The 21635-nt window shown below is 68.5% G+C and carries 16 protein-coding genes and 2 pseudogenes; 8 read left to right on the forward strand and 10 right to left on the reverse strand.

What is annotated here, in order from left to right:
- Positions 1 to 302 precede the first annotated feature (302 nt).
- The gene (locus OG435_RS33555; RefSeq protein ID WP_266882644.1) at positions 303 to 482 is read left to right on the forward strand and encodes a hypothetical protein; all 180 of its coding nucleotides are present in this window, start codon (positions 303 to 305) and stop codon (positions 480 to 482) included.
- Between the two features lie 10 nt (positions 483 to 492).
- Here the strand turns inward: OG435_RS33555 and OG435_RS33560 are convergent, their stop codons facing one another.
- The 4 genes from OG435_RS33560 to OG435_RS33575 all read right to left on the reverse strand — a co-directional run bounded on the left by OG435_RS33560 (position 493) and on the right by OG435_RS33575 (position 4028).
- Positions 493 to 984: a cupin domain-containing protein gene (locus OG435_RS33560; protein ID WP_266886333.1), complete on the reverse strand. Its 492-nt coding sequence runs from the start codon at positions 982 to 984 to the stop codon at positions 493 to 495.
- Between the two features lie 257 nt (positions 985 to 1241).
- The gene (locus OG435_RS33565; protein WP_266882646.1) at positions 1242 to 3176 is read right to left on the reverse strand and encodes a hypothetical protein; all 1935 of its coding nucleotides are present in this window, start codon (positions 3174 to 3176) and stop codon (positions 1242 to 1244) included.
- A gap of 1 nt (position 3177) precedes the next feature.
- Positions 3178 to 3750 carry a hypothetical protein gene (locus OG435_RS33570; protein ID WP_266882648.1) on the reverse strand — a complete coding sequence of 191 codons (573 nt, stop codon included), beginning with the start codon at positions 3748 to 3750 and terminating at the stop codon, positions 3178 to 3180.
- The gene (locus OG435_RS33575; RefSeq protein WP_266882650.1) at positions 3747 to 4028 is read right to left on the reverse strand and encodes a hypothetical protein; all 282 of its coding nucleotides are present in this window, start codon (positions 4026 to 4028) and stop codon (positions 3747 to 3749) included. The genes OG435_RS33570 and OG435_RS33575 overlap by 4 nt, the downstream gene beginning before the upstream one ends.
- 198 nt (positions 4029 to 4226) lie before the next feature.
- Here OG435_RS33575 and OG435_RS33580 point away from each other — a divergent pair, with 198 nt between their 5' ends.
- Together OG435_RS33580 and OG435_RS33585 are read left to right on the forward strand one after the other, a co-directional pair.
- Positions 4227 to 4535, forward strand: coding sequence for a transposase (locus OG435_RS33580; RefSeq protein WP_266874686.1), 309 nt, complete (start codon positions 4227 to 4229; stop codon positions 4533 to 4535).
- Entirely contained in the window at positions 4532 to 5449 is a 918-nt protein-coding gene (locus OG435_RS33585; RefSeq protein WP_266874687.1) for an IS3 family transposase, read from the forward strand. The genes OG435_RS33580 and OG435_RS33585 overlap by 4 nt, the downstream gene beginning before the upstream one ends.
- A 30-nt stretch (positions 5450 to 5479) precedes the next feature.
- Here OG435_RS33585 and OG435_RS33590 read toward each other — a convergent pair.
- Both OG435_RS33590 and OG435_RS33595 read right to left on the reverse strand, forming a co-directional pair.
- A pseudogene (locus tag OG435_RS33590) lies at positions 5480 to 5889 on the reverse strand (transposase); the annotation flags it as partial.
- A 470-nt stretch (positions 5890 to 6359) separates the two neighbouring features.
- Positions 6360 to 7295 (reverse strand): annotated as a pseudogene (locus OG435_RS33595) (ABC transporter transmembrane domain-containing protein); the annotation flags it as partial.
- A gap of 377 nt (positions 7296 to 7672) precedes the next feature.
- On the opposite strand from OG435_RS33595, the gene OG435_RS33600 reads away from it, so the two are divergent.
- Positions 7673 to 8881 carry an MFS transporter gene (locus OG435_RS33600; RefSeq protein WP_266882652.1) on the forward strand — a complete coding sequence of 403 codons (1209 nt, stop codon included), beginning with the start codon at positions 7673 to 7675 and terminating at the stop codon, positions 8879 to 8881.
- 356 nt (positions 8882 to 9237) lie between these two features.
- On the opposite strand, the gene OG435_RS33610 is transcribed toward OG435_RS33600, so the two are convergent.
- Positions 9238 to 10536: a hypothetical protein gene (locus tag OG435_RS33610; protein ID WP_266882654.1), complete on the reverse strand. Its 1299-nt coding sequence runs from the start codon at positions 10534 to 10536 to the stop codon at positions 9238 to 9240.
- An 839-nt stretch (positions 10537 to 11375) separates the two neighbouring features.
- Entirely contained in the window at positions 11376 to 12755 is a 1380-nt protein-coding gene (locus OG435_RS33620) for an MFS transporter (RefSeq protein WP_266882656.1), read from the reverse strand.
- Between the two features lie 802 nt (positions 12756 to 13557).
- Here OG435_RS33620 and OG435_RS33625 point away from each other — a divergent pair.
- Positions 13558 to 14967 (forward strand): DHA2 family efflux MFS transporter permease subunit, encoded by a 1410-nt coding sequence (locus tag OG435_RS33625; protein WP_266882658.1) that lies wholly within the window; start codon positions 13558 to 13560, stop codon positions 14965 to 14967.
- 129 nt (positions 14968 to 15096) lie between these two features.
- Here OG435_RS33625 and OG435_RS33630 read toward each other — a convergent pair whose 3' ends face one another.
- Positions 15097 to 15546, reverse strand: a complete 450-nt coding sequence (locus OG435_RS33630; RefSeq protein ID WP_266882660.1) for a MarR family winged helix-turn-helix transcriptional regulator — start codon at positions 15544 to 15546, stop codon at positions 15097 to 15099.
- 45 nt (positions 15547 to 15591) lie between these two features.
- Between OG435_RS33630 and OG435_RS33635 the strand changes: the two genes are divergently transcribed.
- From OG435_RS33635 to OG435_RS33645, 3 genes are all read left to right on the forward strand, one after another.
- The gene (locus OG435_RS33635) at positions 15592 to 16902 is read left to right on the forward strand and encodes an MFS transporter (RefSeq protein WP_266882662.1); all 1311 of its coding nucleotides are present in this window, start codon (positions 15592 to 15594) and stop codon (positions 16900 to 16902) included.
- A gap of 35 nt (positions 16903 to 16937) precedes the next feature.
- Entirely contained in the window at positions 16938 to 17702 is a 765-nt protein-coding gene (locus OG435_RS33640) for an SDR family oxidoreductase (RefSeq protein ID WP_266882664.1), read from the forward strand.
- Positions 17703 to 17843: 141 nt separating this feature from the next.
- A complete protein-coding gene (locus OG435_RS33645) occupies positions 17844 to 18104 on the forward strand; it encodes a DUF4404 family protein (RefSeq protein WP_266882666.1) in 261 nt (86 codons plus the stop codon).
- Positions 18105 to 18172: 68 nt separating this feature from the next.
- Here OG435_RS33645 and OG435_RS33650 read toward each other — a convergent pair whose 3' ends face one another.
- On the reverse strand, positions 18173 to 20788 hold the full coding sequence (locus OG435_RS33650) for a CehA/McbA family metallohydrolase (protein ID WP_266882668.1): 2616 nt from the start codon (positions 20786 to 20788) through the stop codon (positions 18173 to 18175).
- Positions 20789 to 21635 lie beyond the last annotated feature (847 nt).

The raw sequence follows: 21635 nt of genomic DNA on the forward strand, positions 1-21635 counted from the left end.
TACGAGTGGAGTCGCCGAGCCATCTGGTCCTGGCAGCGCCTGGAAGATCAGGACTTCTCGGTGTACACCGTCGTCAGTAACGCCTTCGGGCGCCGCCGCAAAGGGAAGCCCGAAGCCCACGCCGCGTTCCGCGAGCTCACCGCCGACTGGATCCGCCAGGCACGCGAAGAAGCCGATCGCCCCGCCAGCGCCCCGTGGCAGCTGATGGCCGTCAAAGCACCCGCCCTCCCCCGAACCCTCCACAGCGAGCCGGAACGCGACCCCTCACCCTGTGGGAGGCATCAGTCATCGCCACCTACCAGGTGGCCTTCAACCGAAAGGCCGGCACAACGGCCCTGCTCGTTCCCCACCTCGTCGCCGAGCAACTGTTCGCATGCGCCTCCCACGACATGCCGGTCCAGCTCCTCGCTCCCGCGGGCAGCGCGCTGCCCGCGGAGACACTGCTGGAGCAGTGGGACCACGAGAGCCTCACCCACTCGTGACCTCGCGCTGTCAGGTCATCGCCAACGCGACCGTGATCAGGTCCCGGGCAGTTGCCGGGGAGATCTGCGCCTCGGCAAGGGCGCGCGGCAACCTGACCGGAGACGTGTGCGCCTCGGCCAGGTAGGTGCGCAGGACCTGGACGAAGAGGAGCTGGGCCAGGAGGTCGGCCACGAAGGAAGCCCCTGACCCATGGAACGCCTGGTTGAGGAGCCAGCAGGCGGCAGGGGCCTCGGTTGACGCCCGCCTGTGCATCACGGGTGGCAGAGCGCCGATGAGCAGGTCCTTCCCGACTGCTTCGAGTTCGATGTGGCCGCCGAGCGCCACGGTCTCCCGGATTCCCGGCGCTCCCGTGTGGTGGTGGGGCTCGGTCGTCGCTTTCAGCAACGGCAGCGCCTCGACCGGGGTCAGATCCGGATCGCTCGCGAGCACGTACCGCCGGTCGCCCGCGAACACCACGACGTCCCCGGGCTCCAGCAGGAGCGGCTTGCCGATCTCTTCCATCACCAGTCAAGGGACTTCCTCGATGACGGCGTGGATCTTCAGCCGCCCGGTGCTGGAAAGGCCAGGGCCCACGCGCCGGCGAAGGTGAATCCCCGGGTCAGCACACATCGCGCACCCGCCAGTTCGAGCGTCTCGGTGAGAGAATCACCCCAGCCAGACGGGCGGGGCGACGGCGGAATGTCCATGACGGGACTGCCCGCATGTCTAGGGAACCGGCAAATGCCCCGGATGGCCGAAACGCAGTCCGAACAGCCTGATCAGGACTCATCCTCGGCGCGGTGGGTGTGCTCGGGTCCGGGGTGGGCTACGCCTGGGACAAGAGGATTGTCGTAGTCAAGTTCGATCTTGCCGAAGGCTGCGCCTGGCGTGGGCGCCGAGTCGTTGTCAGCGATGATCAGCTGGACCTGTGAGTCGTGGACCTCGGCGACTGTTTGAAAGCGCTGGTAGGTCCGATGCCCGCGCGCCTGGTCGTCCAGGTTGCTCCCGGATGCCTTTCGAGGCGAGTCGATGATCAGCAGCGACGGCACTCGGACGTCTGGGTGCGTGATGCCGAACTCAAGCAGGGAGAGGCTGTACGCGACGTTGATGCAGGTCACGATGCCCCCGCCGTCGGCCTGAAGACTTTCGAACGAGACGTTGTCCACTACCGGCAAATAGGACGACGCGTCGATGGTCGCAGACTGGATCCACGGCGCAGGGCGCAGCTGAGAGATCATCGTGTTGAAATCTCGGCCAAGGTCGCTCACTAGGGTTTGCCGCACAGCGAGTTCGGCTGTGCGGGCCTTCCATTCAGCGGTTGTGAGGCTTCGCTGCTCCTTGATAGCTCGGACATCTCGTGCGATCGCGTGTGCCCTCGTCCAGGAGTCTCGTAACTGGGTGACGGAGTCGATGGCTGCCCTGAGTGAGGCCGCGCGGCCACTGGCGTCTGCAATGGCGTCGAAGCGGGGCGCCACGAGGTCGCGGGTCTGCGCGTCGAGTTGACGGCGCAGGCTATGGGCGAGGAAGTCGGTTTGCTGGGCTCGTTGTTGTGCGGCTTCCAGGACACCGCTGTCGGCTTCGAGTACGGCTCGGGCGTCCTGGAGCTGAAGGTCAAGGGTACTTCGGGTCTGCGCGATGGCGGCGGGATCGACGTCTTGATCGTGTGGGTCGTCCTGCAGACAGACCACGCAGTGGTCTTCGGGAACGGGGCGGGCGCTGAGGCGCTGCATGCAACGTGGGCAGACAACGAAGTCGAACGGTGACAGCTTCTCAATGGCAGTGGTGGAGCGGTCGAGTCGGGAGAGGTCGAGCTCGACCTGGGCGACAACCGCAGCACGGGCCTCCACGAGCTCTTGTGCCGCAAGGACGTCCTGCTCGGCGTCGCGGGCGCCGTCCAATGCCGCACGCAAGTCTCGGCGAAGGACGGCGTCGGCTGCGGTGTTCTCCTCCAGTTCGTGGCGCAGGGATGCCAACGCTGCATCTGCTCGCTCCAGCATGTCCCGCAGACTGGTGAGCTCAGCCCGCAGTTGGTCCTCGGTTCGAGGATCAGTCGCACCGAGGAAGTTCTTGACGTTCTCGTACTCGTCCGTCTTCTTGCGGAGCTCCTCCTTGAGTTCGCCCAGCTTCCGGCTGAGTTCCAGCACGGTGCTGTCGGTGAGCGCGAACATCAGCTTGAAGAGGGCGGTGCGTTTGCTCCTGAACCAGGTGTCAAGGTGTCCCACGACTTCGCGGTCGATGTTGCGGGCTTCCCGGTACACGTAGGCGAAGAGGTCGGTGAAGGTGAGGTCCCGCGTTGTTGCTTTGCCGTCCCGGCTGGAGGGGATCGTCTCGCGGGGGAAGCCGAGGGCTGCAAGAAGGTAGTCCGACAAGGGCGGCAGGTCGCCGTCCGCTTGTACGGCGTAGGTGTTGCGAGTGGCCAGGGTCTGTGGGTCCAGGACATCGACCTGTCCGGAGCGGGCGTCGTTCACGGTCCTCTTGAGGATCACGTGCTGCTCGCCGATGAAGACCTCGGCACGGGCAGAGATGACGTGATCGCGGACGGCCGGGGTCAGTACGGCTTTGCCACCCACCACATGCTTGAGCAGCATCAGGAGGCTGGACTTGCCGGTGCCACTGGGACCGCTGACGACAGTGGCCGGCCCGTCGAAGCGGTAGGTCTTCTCGGCGTCGGCGGTGGTGACGGTGAGGGAGCGGAAGCGAAGGTGGACTGCCATTTCAGATCTCCGTCCGCCAAGGCCTGTCGACCGCGTCCGGCAGACGGTCGTAGATGAGGGTCTTCAGCGTCGTACCTGACTTGTTGAAGTGCTTCTTGAGGAGAGTGATGCGTTTCGCCACCACGGACCACTCGTCCGTTTCTGCCAGCATCGCCGCGGCGACCGCGCCGGATGCTGTGATGCGGAACTCGGCCCGGTCACCCCCGCTGTAGGTGATCAGGTCGCGGGCAGCCAGGGATCCCAGGACGGTGTAGTAGCGGTGGTCCCAGGGCCCGTACTTGTAGCGGGTCATGCGGCTTTCGACGGAGAGCCTTTCAGCGGAGGTGGGTTGGGCTCCGTCGGGCCACGGAATTCCCTCCTCGGCCAGGAGGCGCTCCAGCATGGCCGGGTAGCGCAGCAGGAAGTCGAGCTTGGCAAGTTTGGTCAGGCCGTCCAGGCCCTTTTTCGCTCCGGTGAAGCGGTCGATCAGCAGCAGCACTCGGGCCTCGTGATAATGAGCCTCATACTGCTCCTGTCGACGGGCCCGGTCCCTGAGGCGCGTGGTCGCCACGAGACGGTCGCCGGCGCTTGTCACGACACCTCTTCCTCAGAGGGGTCGAACACGTCGGAGAAGTAAAAGTCGCAGTCGTCACAGAGCTGGTAGGCCAAGCCCCGCAGATGCCGCCCGTTGACCGGAAATGGAAGCCCGGCACCGAATAGGTCTGGTGTCAGGAGCCGCGTCATCAGCTGGTTCATGCGGCGCCCGAAGGGTGCACCGTCGGGCGCTTGCTCTTCGGCCTGCTCGCGGCAGGCGAAAACGGTGTCCAAGACCTCGTAGCTCGCGTTGACCAGCTCCGTGGTGTCTCCCGCCAATCCCGACCGGTGCTGGGACCAGGCGACATACCAGGCTGATCGAAGGCGCTCAGCGTGGGCAGCCTCATCCGCCGGAATACGCCCGCGGGCCATCTTCTTGCGCAGGTTGCCGCCACCCGGAGCGACGATTGAGGTTCCCCCGGGATGCGGAGAGTGTTGACATCGGGTCAGATGGGACTCATGAGAGGACCAGTGGCCATGGCTGCACCCCGGAAATACTCGCTCGAGTTGCGTGAGCGTGCGGTACGGATGTATCGCACCGCGGAGCCGAAGCCCCAGATCAAGAAGCTGGCTGTCGACTTCGGCGTGCATCCCGAGGCCCTGCGCGGGTGGATCCGCCAGGCGGAGGCGGATGCCGGCGAACGCGATGACCGGCTCACCACCGACGAACGCGCCGAGCTCGCGGCCCTGCGCAAGGAGAATGTCCAGCTCAAGCGGGCCAACGACGTACTGAGGACGGCCTCGGCGTTTTTCGCGGCGCAACTCGACCCGACCCGGCCCAGGTGACGGCGCTCGTTGACGAGCACCCGTGCCTGGGAGTCGAGTGCGTACTTCGGGAACTGCACATCCCCTCCTCCACCTACTACCGCTGGCGCCGTGCAGAGGCCGAGCCGTGCGAGCGAAGGCGCCGTGACGTCGAGCTGACCGAGCGGATCAAAGAGATCCACGCGGATTCCGGCGGCAACTACGGCTCGCCGCGGGTACACGCCGTCCTCAAGCGTGAGGGTGTCCACGTGGGCCGCAAGCGGGTCGAGCGCCTGATGCGCGAGGCCGACATCGCGGGGGTCAGCCCACGGCGCAAGGGCTTCACGCGCCGGGACCCGAAGGCCACCCTGGCCCCGGACCTGGTCAACAGGGACTTCACCGCACCGGCTCCGAACCGGTTGTGGGTCACCGACCTCACCATGATCTCCACCGGTGAGGGGCCTCTGTGGCTCTCGGCGATCCGCGACGCCTTCTCCCGCCGGGTGGTCGCCTGGGAGACTTCCGCCCGCGCGGACGCCGACCTGGTGCTGACCACCCTGGAGTACGCCCTCGCGTCCCGCGAGGTCGAGCCCGGCCAGCTGATTCATCACGCGGACCACGGCTGTCAATACACGTCCATCAAGCTCACAACCCGGCTAATGAGAGCTGGAGTTGAAGCGTCCATGGGCTCGATCGGCGACTCATACGATAACGCTCTCGCGGAGAACCTCTGGATGCTCATCAAAACCGAGGGCCTCCGTGGCCGGACCTTCACCACCCGGGCTGAGGCGAACCTCGCGCTCTTCGAGTACATCGATGGCTTCTACAACTCCCGTCGCATCCAGGAACGGCTCGGCTTCCTCAGCCCGATCGAGTACGAAGAGAAGCACTACGCCAACCAGGCGACGGCCGAACCAGCGAACCTGAACACCCGTCAACCCCTCCTGACCAGCTAATCAGCAACTCCCGAACAACGGGGGAACCTCAAGGTGGTGCTTGCTGCCGGTTCTGCCCCGGTCCACGGGGCTTCGTCCCGTCTTGGGCCCCCTTTTAGCGCCCGGATATGGGATCCGTCGACCGCTGCCAGGGAGAAGTCCAGGGCGTTCGCACTGCGGAGCTTGGAGAGGAGGACCTGGTGAAGCCGGGGCCACACCCCGGCCTCAGTCCACTCGGCCAGACGGCGCCAACAGGTCATCCCCGAGCCGAAGCCAAGCTCCTGCGGCAGGTGTTCCCAGGAGATTCCGGTGTGCAGCACGAACAGGATGCCCTGGAACACCAACTGGTCCGGATGCCGCTTGCGTCCGGGGTACCGCGACCGGCGCTCTACCTTAGGCAGAAGGGGTTCGATCACCGCCCACAACTCGGCATCGACAGCCCATGGCTTCGGCCGCGCCATTCCACACCCCCGGCTCCCCAGTTCCGGAGTGATCCAACCACGTCAAAGATCATTTCGTTAGGAGTTCTTAGGGGGATCAGGGCTGGAAGCCCCCGCCTGACGAGCACCTTCCAGGAGGCGCGCCCCTCGTCGCCGTCAGCTCATCTAACTACTCGTCAGCAAAGTCAGCAAAAGGTCAGCATCCGTCCGACTAGACCTGACCACACCCTCACCTACACGGGACACGATTTCAAGATCAGATACCTGCCCCATAGGCCCACCACTCACCATCCATCGCAAAGAAGCGGAGCGCGAGCTGCGCCACGGCGCAACTCGTAGCTCGCATGACATCAAGGCAGTTCAACGCGTTCTTCCCTTGCGCTTCAAGCACATTGGGGGAGTTTGAGGGCAGGAATCGGAGGGCCGTCGTAGCCCTTGACCTCGCTGGAGCGGGTGCCGTTCACCCAGTCTTCACGGAAGCCTGCGATATCCTCTTGGGACCGTCCGATCCAGTTGAACTCGAACATGATCCGGGTGGCGTTGGAGAAGTACGTGAAGGCGACCACGACCGCCTCCACCCCGTGCCCGCTTCCGCCCACTCCCCCGCCGGTGCTCCCGGCGACCGTGACGGCGATCAGCAGGCCCAGCGCGTTGGTCACGACGGACATCGGTGCGACCAGGGTGTCGATGCGCAGGTTGCCGTAGTCCCACGACCGCAGCGTGAGCGCGCGCGACTGCGCGACCCGGGACCGGTGCTCGGCCGCCTCGCGTTCCTCCGCGGCGAACGCGCGGACCGTGTCCATGTTCATCAGGCTGTCGGAGACGTGCCCCGACACCCGGGCGATCGCCTCCTCGCGCCGGGCGACGAGCGCCTGGCGGCGCCGGATGAGGGGCAGTACGCACACCCCTGTCACCACGATCATCGCCAGGAGCTCCACGACGAGCAGCGGTTCGTAGTGCCAGAGCACCACCGACCCGAACAGCAGCGGTACGAACCGGCCCACGACCGAGAAGGTCAGCGCGTCGACGAACTCCTCGAAGCGGGAGGCGAAGCTCAGCACCCGCTTGGTCAGCGACCCGGCGAAGTTGTCGGGGAAGAACGCGGCGTCCTTCGCGAACAGCTCGTCCATGCCGACGATGTACAGCCGCTCGATGCCGAGGGCGTCGAGCCGGTTCAGGCAGTGCAGGCCGAGGCGCCACGCCGCTTCCGAGAGCAGCAGGACACCGGCGAAGCCCAGGACGTACGGGAGGCAGGCGCCGAGGCCGAGCCCGGCGCCGCCCGCGATGCGCCCGACCAGCTTCGCGACGACCAGCGGGGCGATGTAGTTGATGCCGATGTTGCCGAGGGCGGGCATCAGCATGGCGGGCGCGGTCAGCCACCGCAGCCGCGCCAACTCCCGCCCGTAGTAGCGGAGTGCGAGGACCACCGGCCCTCTGCCTGGCGGACCCCCTCGTACCAGAGACGCTTTTATGGCCACCCTACGTAGTCACTTGCTTACGGAGATCGCAGTCTCCCGCGACGCCGTCCGCGCCGTCCAAGCGTTTTCCGTACGGGTGACGACCGCCCGGGATCCGGCCGGCCCGCCATCCGTTTGGGGTGAACGACACCGGCAGGGCCGGCGGGCGTACGCGACCAAGCCCAGCGCCGCCTCCCCCACCGCGTGGCGCCACCTTGATCTGCGGGACGCCGGAAACCCGGGCGCCAGTGGGTGATCGTCAAGGGGAGCGTGCGCGAGCCCTTCGGCGGGGCGGTCCGTGCGGGTTTCGGGTGGTGGCGTCGGGGCTTCGTGCTTAGCGTGGCTGCATGGACTCGACGGGTGACACCCCGGCCCCGGCAGCCGGCCTCGCGCCCAAGCTTGTCGTTTTGGCCTGGCTGACGCAGTTCCTGGTGGGTACAGACCTCTTCGTGGTGGCTCCGCTGCTTCCCGCCATCGCGACGTCGCTCGATGTGCCGGAGGCCGGCACCGGGCTGATGATCACGGTGTTCTCCATCGCCTACGTGGTGGCTTCGCCCTTCGCCGGCTGGCTCTCGGACCGGAAGGACCGCGCCACGATCCTGGTGTGGGCCCTGCTGCTGTTCTCGGTGGCCAACATCGCCACGGCCCTGGCCACGGACTTCGGCCTGCTGCTGGTGACCCGCGTGGTGGCCGGAGTCGCGGCCGCGGCCACCGGCCCCACCGTGTACTCGCTGGTCAGCACCCGTGCACGGCCCCAGGCGCGGGCCCAGGTGCTGGCCATCGTGGGCTCGGGACTGCTGACCGCCCTGTGGGTGGGTGCCCCGGCGGGGGCGCTGCTCAGCCAGCACGTGGGCTGGCAGGCCACCTTCGTCATCCTCGCGGCGGGAACGTTCCTGCTGGCCCTGCCCAACGCGTTCGTCTGGCGGGGCGGACCGGCTTCCGTAAGCGGCACGCCGCAGGAGGCGGCGAAGGGCGGGCGCAGCGGTACCGGCGTCGCGGTGTTCGGAGTAGCCGTCACCACCCTGTGGGCCTTCTCCGTCTATAGCCTCTACACCTTCCTGGCCATCGCCCTGCACTCCGACGGCAGGAAGGGCGACGTGACGTGGCTGCTCGTCGTCTACGGGGTCGGGGCCGTCATCGGAGGGCAGGTCGGCGGGCGGGTCGCCGACCGGGCCGGCGCCGTACGCGTCACGAGGGCGGCTCTGGCCCTGACGGCCGTACTGGAGGCGGCGGTGGCCCTGGTCTATCCGGCCACCTGGGCCCTGGCCTGCGCGCTGGGACTCTTCGCTCTGGCCGCCTACGCGTTCTTCCCCGCCCAGCAGCGCCATCTGGTGGACATGTTCCCCGAGCGGGCGACCGGCATGCTGTCCTGGAACAACAGCGCGCTGTTCGTGGGCCTCTCCCTGGCGGGCGCCGTCGGGGGACAGGCGGTGGACGTCCTCGGGTACCCGACGTTCTTGTACATCGGCGCCGCCGTAGCCGTGGCGGCATGCCTGGTGGCCGGCGGACGACCGGCCCGCCCGGCCCCGGCCACCGGACAGGAGGCCCGGACTTGACGGACCCCCTCCTCCGACTCCTCCGAACATCTGTACCGGACACGGACCAGCCACCCTGCGCAACCCCGTCATCGACACCCTGCGGGGACGCCGGACACCACAACATCGCCGTCGGACTCCGGGAGACCGCCGACTCCAGCGAGTCTTCTGCATCTCCGCGTTGTTTCAGCATCCGGCACTGTGAGGCTCGCGCCGGTCTTACGAATGCAAGCGCGCTGAGGGCAAGCGTCACATCCAAGCGGCCCTCGCCCTGGCACGCCGCCGCGTCAACGTCCTGCGGGCACTTCTCCACTACGGGCGGACCTGCCAACCCCAGCCGCTCACCCCACCCGCTGCTTAACAGAACGCATGAAGAATCACTTTTCGGGTAGTTCCATGCATTCCAGAACATACACCCCGATCTCCGGCATTTGCACCACGCGCCAGCGAACGTCTCCCAGGAGCACCTCCATGCCGATCTTCTTCGGTCCCGCAGGCTTGAGTGCTCCGTCCTTGGCCTTCAGTACGGTCGTGGCGTACGCCTTGAGGAGCTGAAGATTTCCCTTGATCCTGTCACCTGGATTGGGGTACCTGTCCTGACCCTCAGGGATGCCTAGCTCCTTTCGGATCTGAGGAGTGAGCGGAAGTATCTTCTTCGTCACCCGCTCGTAGTCGGCCTTGAACTCCCTGTAGAAGTAAGTCTCGTCGTGGATCTCTCTGAGCGATTCAGCAAACTCTGCACAGCCTGGCGTGAACTTGAACGGATAATCCCTCAGGTAACTCGCATTGCGATTGGTGGTGAACCAGCTCCTTGCGAAATTGGCACCCAACAGTTGCTTGATATATTGGAGCTCCAGTGTAAAAACCGCGCCGCATTCGGTCTTGTTCTTGGAGACGATGTGCCCGGCCTCGTGCAGCAGAATGCCGATTCCATCCTCGCTGTCCAGACAGCTCGCGGCCAGCACGATGACACCGGGGGTCACGCGATCGCACCACCCGTCGAAATCGATGTGCGCGCCGCGCTCGGCCGCATACTTCGGGAAGTACATCTCCTTGATTGCCTTCTGGATGTTCTCGGCGGTCGCATCGAGCATAATGGCAATTGCGACATTCTTGGATGCTGCGGCGTCCGGCATCACGATGATGTCCTTGCAGCTCACGCCCACAGCATCGAGTACCTCCCTGGCCTTGCCATCCAGTTCCCTGCTCCAGCCGGGGTACTTCGGGGCGGCCTGCTTCGGGGCGGCCTGCTCCATCTGCTTCCGCCTGAGTCGTACTTCGTTCCGACGGATATCAGCGATCTCAGCGGGCGTGGCACGGACGAACTGCTCGGACGTCGGGGTCGACACGCGGGCCAGGTGGCTCTCCCCGCCGGGGGCGCCGGGGGCACCCAGGGCCTCACAGTCCTCGAACAGCACCATCCGGGCGAGACGGAACCACTCAGATGCGACGCCGCTCGCCTGGAGGAGGGAATCCGGCCCCAGGGCCGCCTGCCGCAGGAGCCGCGACGAATAGTGTCCGCCGTTCGCGCGGAACTGCATCAGGCTATGATAAACACCGGCGGCGAAATTCGGGAACTCTACGTCGGTGGGTTCCCGGTAATAATGATCGCCGCACGCCAACCTGAGATGCTCCAGGAGGCTTTCCGGGTCGCCGTTGCTCTTGACGACCTCCATGGCACCCCGAAGGAATATCTCAAATTCTGCTGCCGTGGAGGGTACGGTGTGTCGCGTTTCCATTGCAACCTCATTTCTTTGATTACTGTGCACGGTGGATGGGGCAGGGTGTCGGCAGCAATCTAGAGGGGGCACGGGTTGCGATGCCATACCTGAAAAGTCAGGGGTTCGGGCACGTTTGTACGGGCGGTGACGTTCGGCCACCCACGCGAACGCGCTAGGCCGACGGCACCCACAGCCCAGCGACACATGACACCTGAACGAAGCCTTCAACAAGATCAACGGCGTGCAGAAGTGCTTGTGGCGGGCCGTGGATGCCGACGGCAACTTCCTGGACATCCTGGGAACTTCAACCCGTCGGAGGCCGACGAGGCCCAGGGGCTCCACCGCTACCTCGAGGCCGGCCGAATCGCCTTCGACGACCGCAACCGCCGGGTGGGCGACCTGCCTCCTCGGACGTTCCCGCCCAGGAGCTGCTGTCCCAGGGCTTTGCCAAGGATCGGGCCTGCCTGATCCGTCCCGACGCCGCGCTGACCAGCCCGCCGGCACCGGAAGACCCGCGCGTGCCGGGCTCGGCCTGCACCCGCGGCAAGGGCGGCGAGAAGCCGTACGAAGGTCGCTCCACCGCCCGCCTGGTCACGGCGGACCACTGGGGCGGCGTCGCCTCCTACACCTTGACGATCGAGCGGTCGGACGGCCGGGTCACGGTGATCGCCGAGCCGAAGCACCGCGGGGTGGTTCCGCGATGGTGGTGTGCGGGAGCCGCTGACACCGCTACGGCTCCGCGGTGCCCGGCACGTGCTGCCGGGCACCGCGGCCGCATGTCAGCAGGGCGGGGTTCAGACGGCGGCGCCTGCGCTCTCACGGGCCGGGGCCTGGCGGGCCGGGCTCTGCGGCTGGTGGCCGAGGCCGCGCCGGCTGGTCTCCGGGAGGAAGCAGAGGCAGGCCAGGGACACGACGCCCGCCGCGCCCATGTAGAGCCCCACGGAGAACGAGCCGAACGAGGCCTGCAGGTGGGTCGCGATCAGTGGGGCCGCCGCCGCCCCGAGCACACCGCCAAGGTTGTAGGCGAGGCTCGCCCCGGTGTACCTGATCCGTGCGCCGAAGAGTTCCGGCAGGTAGGCACCGATTGGCCCGTAGGTCAGGCCCGTGCAGAAGTTCAGTGCGCCCAGCGCGAGCGCGATCAGGACGATCTGCCGGGTGTCCATCAGCGGGAACACCACCAGGGCGCAGGGTACGGACACGGCCGCTCCGAGCAGCATCATCCGCTTGCGCCCGATGCGGTCGGATCCCGTCGCGGACAGCCAGATTCCCGCGGCGAAAGTCAGGCAGCCCAGGAGGGAGATCGTGAGCATGTCGCCACGCGCGATCTTCAACGCACCCGTGGCGTAGGAGAGGCAGAAGGCGGAGCCGGTGTAGAAGGTGCAGAAGACCACGACCATCGCTCCGGCGCCCAGTAGGAGCTCCCGCGGGTTCCTGCGCAGCACCTCCTTGACCGGGACCCGGCTGAGCACCTGCGCCTGTGCCATCGCGCGGAAGACCGGCGTCTCGGCCACCTTCAGCCGCACCACGAGGCCGACGGCGGTGAAGGCGAAGGACAGCAGGAACGGAATCCGCCAGCCCCACGCGATGAACGCACCGTTGGGCAAGGCGCAGGACATGGCCCAGAACACTGCGGTGGCGACCAACAGGCCCAGTGGGGCGCCTAGCTGTGCAGCCGAGCCGTACTTGCCGCGGTGCCCGCGAGGCGCGTGTTCGACCGCCAGCAGCGCGGCCCCGCCGAACTCGCCGCCAAGTCCGAGGCCCTGGACGAACCGGAGGAGTACGAGGACGACGGGTGCGGCGAATCCCCACTGCGAGTAGCCCGGCAGGAGGCCGACGAACGCGGTCGACAGGCCCATCAGCAGCAGAGAGACGACCAGGACCGACTTCCGCCCGAGGCGGTCGCCGAAGTGGCCGAACACCATCGATCCGAGGGGGCGGGCCACAAACGCCACGCCGAACGTCGAGAACGAGGCGAGCAGTGCGCTCGTCGTCGAGAGGTCCGGGAAGAACACGTGGGTGAAAACGAGGGCGGCCGCCATGCCGTAGACGTAGAAGTCATAGAACTCGATGGCGGTGCCGAAGAGACTGGCGGCTGCGATCCGGTGCATGCGCCCATGCCCTGCGCCGCCCTCGGGGGCGGGAGTCGCGGACAGCCCCTCTGCATATTCGACCATGACCTACCCCTTGCGGATATTTATCGATCCAAACCGGTCAAACCTCACCGAGGTTATCGATGCGGGCAGGCACGGATGATCCGCCGATCGGGGGGCGCGCAGGGCCACGGGAGAGTCGGCCACTCGCGGACACGCGCGGCCGCGTTCACGGCGCTGACCGCGGCCACCGCCGTCGTGGACACCACCGGAGACTTCATCGTCATGCCACGACATGACGCAACCGCTCCTGGGCGGCATCGTCACCGACCTGCCCGGCGACCACGGCCGGCGCGGCCAGGCCCTGGGCCTCAACGCGTTCTGCCTCTTCGTCGGATTCGGCCTGGGCACCTGGCGTTCCGGTCCCTGCTGCCCGTGGGCTTCACCGTGGCGTTCACCGTCTTCGGCGTCGCCACCCTGCTCGCGGCCGTCGCCGCTGTCCCCGCGTTCCGCGACGAGCGCGTGCTCTGAGCCAGGCGCCCCCACCGGCCGAGGTCCTCCCGGAGCCGCCGACTGACCGCCCACTGACCGGGGGAACTGGGTGCTCAACGCCCGCAAACCCGTCGGAGGACGGGCTGCCGTCGGCGGGGCATCCGCTGCCGCTCCCCCGGCCGGTCAGCCGGTCAGCGGATGCCCTGGGGCGGCTGCCCGCCGAGGATGGTTCCAGATCCAGTTGCCCTGGTGTTTCGTCGCGTCCCCGGGAGTCCTGCCGTGCTGATCGAAGCGTGCTTGAGCGTCATTGCCCCTGGAGGGCTTCCGTTCCCCGCTCCGATTCTCCGCGCTGCCACGTGCGGCCGGGGCGGGCATGCCAAGGACACGACCGACAATGCGACGCCTGCTCCGTAACCCCTCCCCTCCCGGCCCGACCGCGAGCCCCCAGGCGGCGCTGTACGCGCTGTGCGTCAGCTTCTTCATGATCTGCCTGGACGCCACCGTCGTGAACGTGGCCCTCCCCGACCTCCGCGGGTCCCTCGGGGCCTCGCTCAACGATGCCGTCTGGGTCAACAGCGCCTACGCCCTCTGCTACGCCGTACCCCTGATCCTCGCGGGCCGGCTCGGTGACCGCTACGGCCCCAAGCGGCTCTTCCTGGCAGGCCTGGCCGGATTCACCCTTGCCTCACTGGCCTGCGCTCTCGCTCCGGACGCGCCGACGCTGATCGCCACCCGGGCCGTCCAGGGCCTGGCCGCGGCGCTGATCGCGCCGCAGATCATGTCGCTCATCGTGCACCTGTTCCCTGCCGAGCGGCGGGGCCGGGCGCTCGGTGTGTTCGGCGCGGTCGGGGGCGCGGCCATGGCCGCCGGGCCGGTGATCGGCGGACTGCTCGTGGCCTGGACCGGCTGGCGGGGCATCTTCCTGATCAACCTGCCCATCGGCATCGCCGGGTGGATCGCCGCGTACCGCCTGCTGCCCGACTGGCGACCGTCCAAGGACCACCGGCTTGACCTGTGGGGCATCGCGCTCAGCGGCCTGGGACTGACCGCGCTGGTCTTCGGCGTACAGAGCGGGGAGGCCTACCACTGGGGCACCGTCGCCGGACCCGTCACGACCCCCTCAGTGCTGGCTTTCGGCGCCGTGTGCCTGACGGTGTTCGTGTGGTGGCAGCACCGCAACACCCGCGAGCCGCTCCTGCCGCTGCACCTCTTCCGCAACCGGGCCTTCTCCGCCGCCGCCACGGCCGGCGGAGCCATGGGAGCCGCCATGATCGGCATGTTCCTGCCCTTGATGATCTACCTGCAGAGCGACCTCGACTACAGCCCGCTGGCCGCGGGCGCCGTCACCGTGCCCATGTTCGCCCTGTCCTCGCTGTGCGCGCGCCTCGCCGGCAAGCGGTCCGACACCACCAGCCCACAGCTGCTCGCGGCCCTCGGCTTCGTGCTCTTGATCGCCGGAGTCGGTTCCCTGACCTGGCTGCTGCACCCGGGCATCGGCCCGTGGACGCTGATGCCCCCGCTGCTCGTCACCGGCATCGGGATCGGGCTGGTCTCCGCCCCGCTGGCCGGCATCGCCACCCGTGGCCTGGAGCCTGCCCTGATCGGCGCGGCTTCGGGGGTCTTCAACACCACCCGACAGCTCGGCGGAGCCTTCGGCAGCGCGGTCACCGGCGTACTCCTCCAGGCTCAACTCGGAAGCACTCCGACCAGTGCCACCCAGGCCGCGCTCGCCTTCCCGGTGGCGATGCTCCTCGTCGGCCTCGCGTGCTGCGCGGCCGTCCGGCCGGTGGCGGTCAGGACGTGAGGATGCGGGTGGCTCCGGCGAGGCGGCCGCTCCACTCGGTGCAGGTGCCGATGGATTCACCCGGGCGGAGGTCGCCGGTGCCGGCCACCCGGGAGCCGAATCCACTCGCTCCTCCCCACAGGCACGGCGTCAGCGGACGGGCGTCGCCTGGTTCAGCGCTTCGAGGAGTCTGGCGGCGAGGTTGAGATAGGTGTCGAGGTCCTCACGCCCGAAGTGCTCCAGGGCGGGCCGCAGTGCAGCGTCTGCCCTGGTGACCGTCTCGTCCGTCACTGCCGTGCCGTGGGCGGTGAGGCGGTTCTCCACGATCCGGCCCCGGCCTGCAGCCCGTTCCACGATGCCGTCGGCCTGGAGCTGCTTGAGGATCGCCCCGCAGGCCTGCGGGGTGTGACCCGCGGTCCGGGCGAGCTCGGAGGCGGACGCTCCGGGCGTCCGCCTCAGCTCCCGCATCACCGTCCACTGACTGAGGGTGAAGCCCATCGGCTGGACGACGGCTTCGATGCGCACCGCGAAGGCGTGCTGCACGGTGCGTGACAGTGCGCCGGTGTCGACGGTGACGGGGAGGTCGCCCTGGAAGTCCATGGATCCATCATATACACTCCTTTCCATATAGAAATTTTCTTCTATATGGAAGATGGATTCATCACCTCGGAGGTGCCCGTGTCCACGCTCCAGATCCAGGGGGCCAGCCCCACCCCGACGACCGCCCCCACCCCGCGCCGCACTGTCAGTGGCCCGCCCGGCTGGCTGGTGATCCTCCTCGCGGCCTCCTGCGGCCTGACCGTCGCGAACCTCTACTACGCCCAGCCGCTGCTGGAGATGCTCCAGCACACCTTCCACCTGGGCGAAGGCACCATAGGCACCCTCGTCACCGTGACCCAGATCGGCTACGCCGCGGGCATGCTGCTGCTGGTACCGCTGGGCGACCGGCTGGAGAACCGCCGCCTGGTATCCGTCCTGCTGGTCATCGTCACCGTGGCCATGGCCGCCGCCGGGCTCGCGCCGAGCTTCCCGCTGCTCCTGGTCGCGGCCATGATCGCGGGGGCGACCTCCGTCGTCGCCCAGATCCTGGTCCCCTTCGCCGCGGACCTCGCGCCCGACCACACCCGCGGACAGGTCGTCGGCCGCGTCATGAGCGGACTCCTGGCCGGCATCCTGCTCTCCCGCACCCTCGGCAGCATGCTCGCCGAGGTCGCCGGCTGGCGCATGGTCTACCTGGTGTCGGCCGCGCTGATGGGCATACTCGCCCTGACCCTGCGCCTCACGCTGCCCCAGCGCACGCCCACCGCGAAGGGAAGCTACGGCGCTCTGCTGCGCTCCACCGCCTCCCTGGTCCGCACCCACGCCGTGCTGCGCCGCCGCGCCCTCTACCAGGCCGCCATGTTCGGTGCGTTCAGCGCCTTCTGGACGACCGTCTCCTACGTCCTCAGCGACGCCCCGTTCCATTACTCCCAGCTCGGCATCGGCCTCTTCGCCCTGGTGGGCGCCGCGGGCGCGCTGGTGGCCCCGCTGGCCGGCCGCTGGGCCGACCGGGGACACGGACGCACGGTGACCGCGGCCGGTTTCCTCCTGTGCATCTGCGCGATGGGCCTGGCCGTGATCGGGCGGCACGACATCGTTGTGCTGGTCGTCGCCGCCGTCCTGCTCGACCTGGCCGTACAGAGCACGCTCATCGTGGGCCAGCACGCCATCTACCAGCTCGACCGCACCGCGCGCGCCCGCCTGAACAGCATCTACATCGGGACGTTCTTCATCGGCGGGGCGGTGGGCTCCCAGGTCGGGGCCCTGGCCTTCCACTTCGGCGGCTGGACAGCCGTCGCCGGCAGCGCCGCAGTACTGCCCGCCCTCGCGCTGCTGCTGTGGCTAACCGATCGGACAGGACGATCGGTGGATGTGCGCCCCGCCGACGGTTCGGATGATGGCTGCCCGACCATCTGACCGCGCCCGCCCCGGGCCCTCGAGAAAAGCGAGCCATGCAACTCAAGAACAAGAACGTCGTCGTCACCGGTGCCGCGAGCGGCATAGGTCTTGGCCTCGCCGCGCGCTTCGTCACCGAAGGCGCGCGGGTGGTCATGTCCGACCTGGCCACGAGCGCCGGCGCGGACAGGGCGAAGGAGATAGGCGCCCGGTTCGTCGCGGCCGACGTCTCGCGCGAGAGCGACATCGCGGCGCTGGTCGACGATGTACTCACCCACGAGGGCCACATCGACCTGTTCTGCTCGAACGCCGGGATCGCGACGCGGATGGACGCGCTGGCGGACGACAGCACCTGGGAGCGGATCATCGACGTGAACCTCAACGGCCAGATACGGGCCGCCCGTCACGTCCTGCCCCACATGCTCGAGCGGGGGGAGGGGTACCTGCTCAACACCGCGTCCGCGGCCGGCCTGCTGACCGAGCTGGAGAGCGTCGGCTACGCGACGACCAAGCACGCATCGGTCGGGTTCTCGGAGTGGCTCGCCTTCACCTACCGCGACCGTGGCATCGGCGTATCGGTCCTGTGCCCCGAAGGGGTGCACACCCCCATGGCCGAGCAGGCGCCCTACCTGCTGCACAACGCCATCACGGTCGAGGACGTGGCCGACACCGTCGTCGAGGCGCTGCGCACGGAGCGCTTCATGATCACCACGCACGCCTCGACCCTGGAGCGCTTCCGTCTGAAGGCCGTCGACTACGAGGGCTACATCAATGCCCTGGTCGGACGCCGCTCTCAGGTCCTGGGCGGAAACGCGCGCTGAACGTGGCCCTCAGGTCACGGCGGGGGTGCTCGCTCCAGAAGGAAGCGCGCCCCCGCACCGGCACCCCTCCCAACCCCCTTGGAGAGGTGCCGGTGCGCGGTGCCGTGCCGGTGGCCCCATCCACAAGGAGGACGATCCGCAGTGCCGGCACGTGAACTGGAAGAGCAGTTGCGCATCCTTCGGGAGCTGGGAGGGCACCCCTCGGTCCAGGTCGAGGAGCACGCACACCTGCGGGAACTCATACGGCGCCTCGAAGATCCGAGCGTGCCCGATACCGCTTCCGGCGACGAACACCTGACGGACAGCGTGAGGCTCGCGGCGGAGAGGTTCGAGATCGGCCATCCCGCCGTGGCCGCGACCCTGCAGAGCATCGGCCTGGCTCTCGCCAACATGGGCATCTGATCCAGGATCGACCGGCCCGGCGTCTCGGCTCCCGCTCCAGCGGCCCCGTCGGCCGGATCGGGAGATGCTCAGCTCGGGGCGATGACGAGGACCTGAGAGGTCCCGTCGCGCATGCCGGCGATGCTGAGCTGTCCGCCGCGCAGGCGGTCGGCCCCTTGCGGACCGCTCAGCGGTCTGAAGCCCTGCCAGGACGCCGGGAAGCGGATGTCGTGCCAGACGTTTCCGTCCGCGCCGACTGCGAGGACCTGTGCCGTTCCGTCAGGCATGCCCGCGATGGCGATGGCACTGGCGGACATCGTCGGGGTCGTGACCCCCCGCGGGGTCGCGAACCCGTCGAAGTGCCCGTCAGGATGTCGGACCTGGTGGTAGACCATCCCGTCCATGCCGATCGCCAGGAGCTGGGAACTGCCGTCCGGCAACCCCGCGATGTCGAGGGCCGGTCCGGCGAAGGTCGCGGCGCCGCGGGCGCCGGGGACCGGATTCCAAGTGCCCCAGGAGCCGTTGGGCTTGCGGATGTTGAGGTACATGTTGCCGCTGGAGCCGTAGCTCAGGACCTGGACGCTCCCGTCGGGCATGGCGGCGATGGCCACCTTCACCGCCGTCCAGGTCTTGCCGCCTGCGGCGCCGGGAACCGGGGTGAACCCTGTCATGCGTCCGCCGACCTGCCGAACCTGGTGGTAGAGCGTGCCGTCGAGGGAGACGGCGACGATCTGGGCCGATCCGTCGGGCATGCCCGCGATGGCCGCGTCGCGGAAGGCCGCGCCTGCCTGGACGATGCCCGCGGCCGCTCCCGCCGGTCCGGCAGCCGTGATCCCTGCCGTCGCGCCGGAGGACACGATGCGCGCCGCCGGTGCGGACGCCCCCCGGGCGGCCCGCAGGGCCCGCCGGAACGCGGCTTCCGCGGCCTCGCCGAGGTCGAGTATCGGCCGGCCCTGCGCGCCGGGGCCGGCCAACTGCTGCCAGGACTGCCACTGGCCGTTGGTCTGGCGTTCGTTGATCCACAGGCCGTTGTCACCGCTGAGGCCGACCGTCAGGGCGGACCCCGTGGACAGGCCGGTGATGGACGCTCGGGGGCCGTTGAACGTGGGCGCGCCGCCGATGCCGGGCATCGGGGCCACCGCGCTCCAGCTGTTCGGGTACCGGACGGTGCTCAGGAAGGTCTGTCCTCCCTGGTAGACGGGTTTGGGGGTCGGTGCAGGACCGAACCACACGGGGTTGCTGAGGGCCACCATCTGGTCGAGCGTGCTGCTGCCGGGCTTCGGGCGGCGCACTTCGACACGGGCGAAGACCGACCCCAGCCCCCAGCCGCGCCAGTTGAGGTGGCCGACGCCGTCGCCCCCGATCCAGGTCGCCAGCATCAGACCCCATTCGGTGTACAGGGTCAGGAAGGAATTCGGGGCGCCGTAGACGCTGACCGAGACGTCCACCGCGTCGAAGAACGACACCGGGAGCGAGTCGCCCGGCCCGGCGTGCCGGCCGTTGCAGCTCGCGCTCAGCGAGACGCTGACCTTCGAGGACTCCGCCAGGTAGGAGTGGCCGCGGCGCACCCCGTCCAGTATCGCGTCACGGGACAGGGCGGTGGAGCGGACGACCGTCTGCGGGAGCCCGACGACGTCCGAGGGAGCGTGCGTGTCGCTGTTCGCGACGGCGGGGACGCGCTGGCCGAAGAACAGCATGGCGGCCCACATGGCGACGGCCGCCTCGTCGTCGAGCGTCCACGGACCGTTCCACACCTCGATGGCGTCGACGTCGCCGAATCCGAACTCCCAGAAGGATCCCGGGGCCGGAGTGAGCGGGTGGGCCGCGACCACGAGCCCGCCCCGGTCGCGCAGGTAGTTGGCGTGCTGGGCCATCACGCCCGTGTTCCCGGGGCCGAAGTGCCAGTCCATCACCTCCCCCTGGGGCATGCCGAGGGCGAGCCAGTGGCCGTGGCGGGTGGTCACCTCCTCACCGTTGATGACGAGGAGGTCCGACGGAATGCTGCCGGCCCATGAAACGCCGGCCGCGCTGGTGTTGTGATCGGTGGAACCGAGGAAGTGGAGACCGTTGTCGCGAGCCGCGCCCACGAGCTCGCCCAAGGTGCGTCCCCCGTCGGAGTGGACGGTGTGGGTGTGCATGTCTCCCCGGTACCAGAACGGGAGCGGGACCGGGAACCCCGGGATCTGCCCGCGGCTCGGCGCGGACGTCGGCAGGACGGCGAAGGGTGTGCTGGATAAGGGAGGGCCGTACTCGAGGGTGACCTCGACGCGCCAGTTCATCCCGGCCGGGTTGAACACGACGGGTCCCAGCGCCACCGACCACCGGCCCGGCTCGACGGGACCGGGTACGTAGCCCGGTGTGGCGTCCGCTCCCGAGACCGTGAAGGCGTCCCGGGCTCCGCCCGACCAGCCGCGGAACCCCGACGGGCCGAAGAGACCGATGTCGAGGACGTCGGACATGATCCCCGGAAGGCCGTCGTAGTGGTCGAAGGTACGGGTGACCGATATCCGGTTCACTCCCGCCGGTACGACGAAATCGACCGAAGACCACTGGTCGAACCCGAAGGGCGAGTGTCCGGGGTAGGCGGTCGTGACCCTGGCTCCGGGCCCCGGCTCGGCAGCGCCGGCCGAGGTCTGAGCCCGCGCCGTGTCCACCGGGACGAGCGCGGCGAGCCCGCCCGCCGCCATGAGGGCGCCGAGCCGCAATACGTCCCGTCTCCCCCGTCCGGTCGCGGAATGCTCCCGATCGGCTGCGCAGGTGCCGCCGGAGTCCTCTTGCTCACCGTGATGACCACACACAGGTCCTTCTCCTTCCGAGGAAGAAACGCCTAAGTCACATCGAGGAAGCTCGCTCGCTCGTCCGTCCTGTTCGTTCGAACGAACCGTAAGGGATCCTTGCGTGTTGGAGAACCCGTTCGAGCGTTCTTGTTGCGCGCGGCGTTGCTAGACATAAGAACATGTGACGATCCGTCAATCTGGTGAACGGATCGCATTCAGTGTCGGGAAGCCGGTCTCAGTGGATATGGATACCCGACCGAGCCGTACACGACCTCGAGTCACCAGGGATGGACGATGCAGACGTATCGCCGGGCACGAGCCCGCCGGTGGAGTACGTACACGCTTGCCGGAGCAGCGGCCTCCTTGGCGCTCGGCGTCGCTGGAGCAGCCGACGCCCACGCACTGATGGGAGGGGATACCGCAGCGCCCCCCGGCGCGTCGTCGGCGTACGCGGACCCGTGCCAGGAGGTTCCGTGGCTCGGCGGCTCCCCCGAGGAGTGCCACCCCGCGGAGAACGGACGACCCGAACCGGGCCATGAATCCTGGCCGGAGGGACACAAGCCCGGGGGTCACGGCGGCTCGGGGCCCGCCGGTCCCCCCGGGCCGCCCGGTCCGGCCGGAGCTCCCGGGCCCGCAGGAGCCGCCGGAGCTGCCGGACCCGCCGGGGCCGCCGGACCGGCCGGAGCTGCCGGACCCGCCGGGGCCGGCGGACCGGCCGGCCCTCCCGGCTCCACCGGGGCGACGGGTGCGACGGGAGCGACCGGCGCCACGGGTG

This window comes from Streptomyces sp. NBC_01264, assembly GCF_026340675.1.
Taxonomy (GTDB): Bacteria; Actinomycetota; Actinomycetes; order Streptomycetales; family Streptomycetaceae; genus Streptomyces.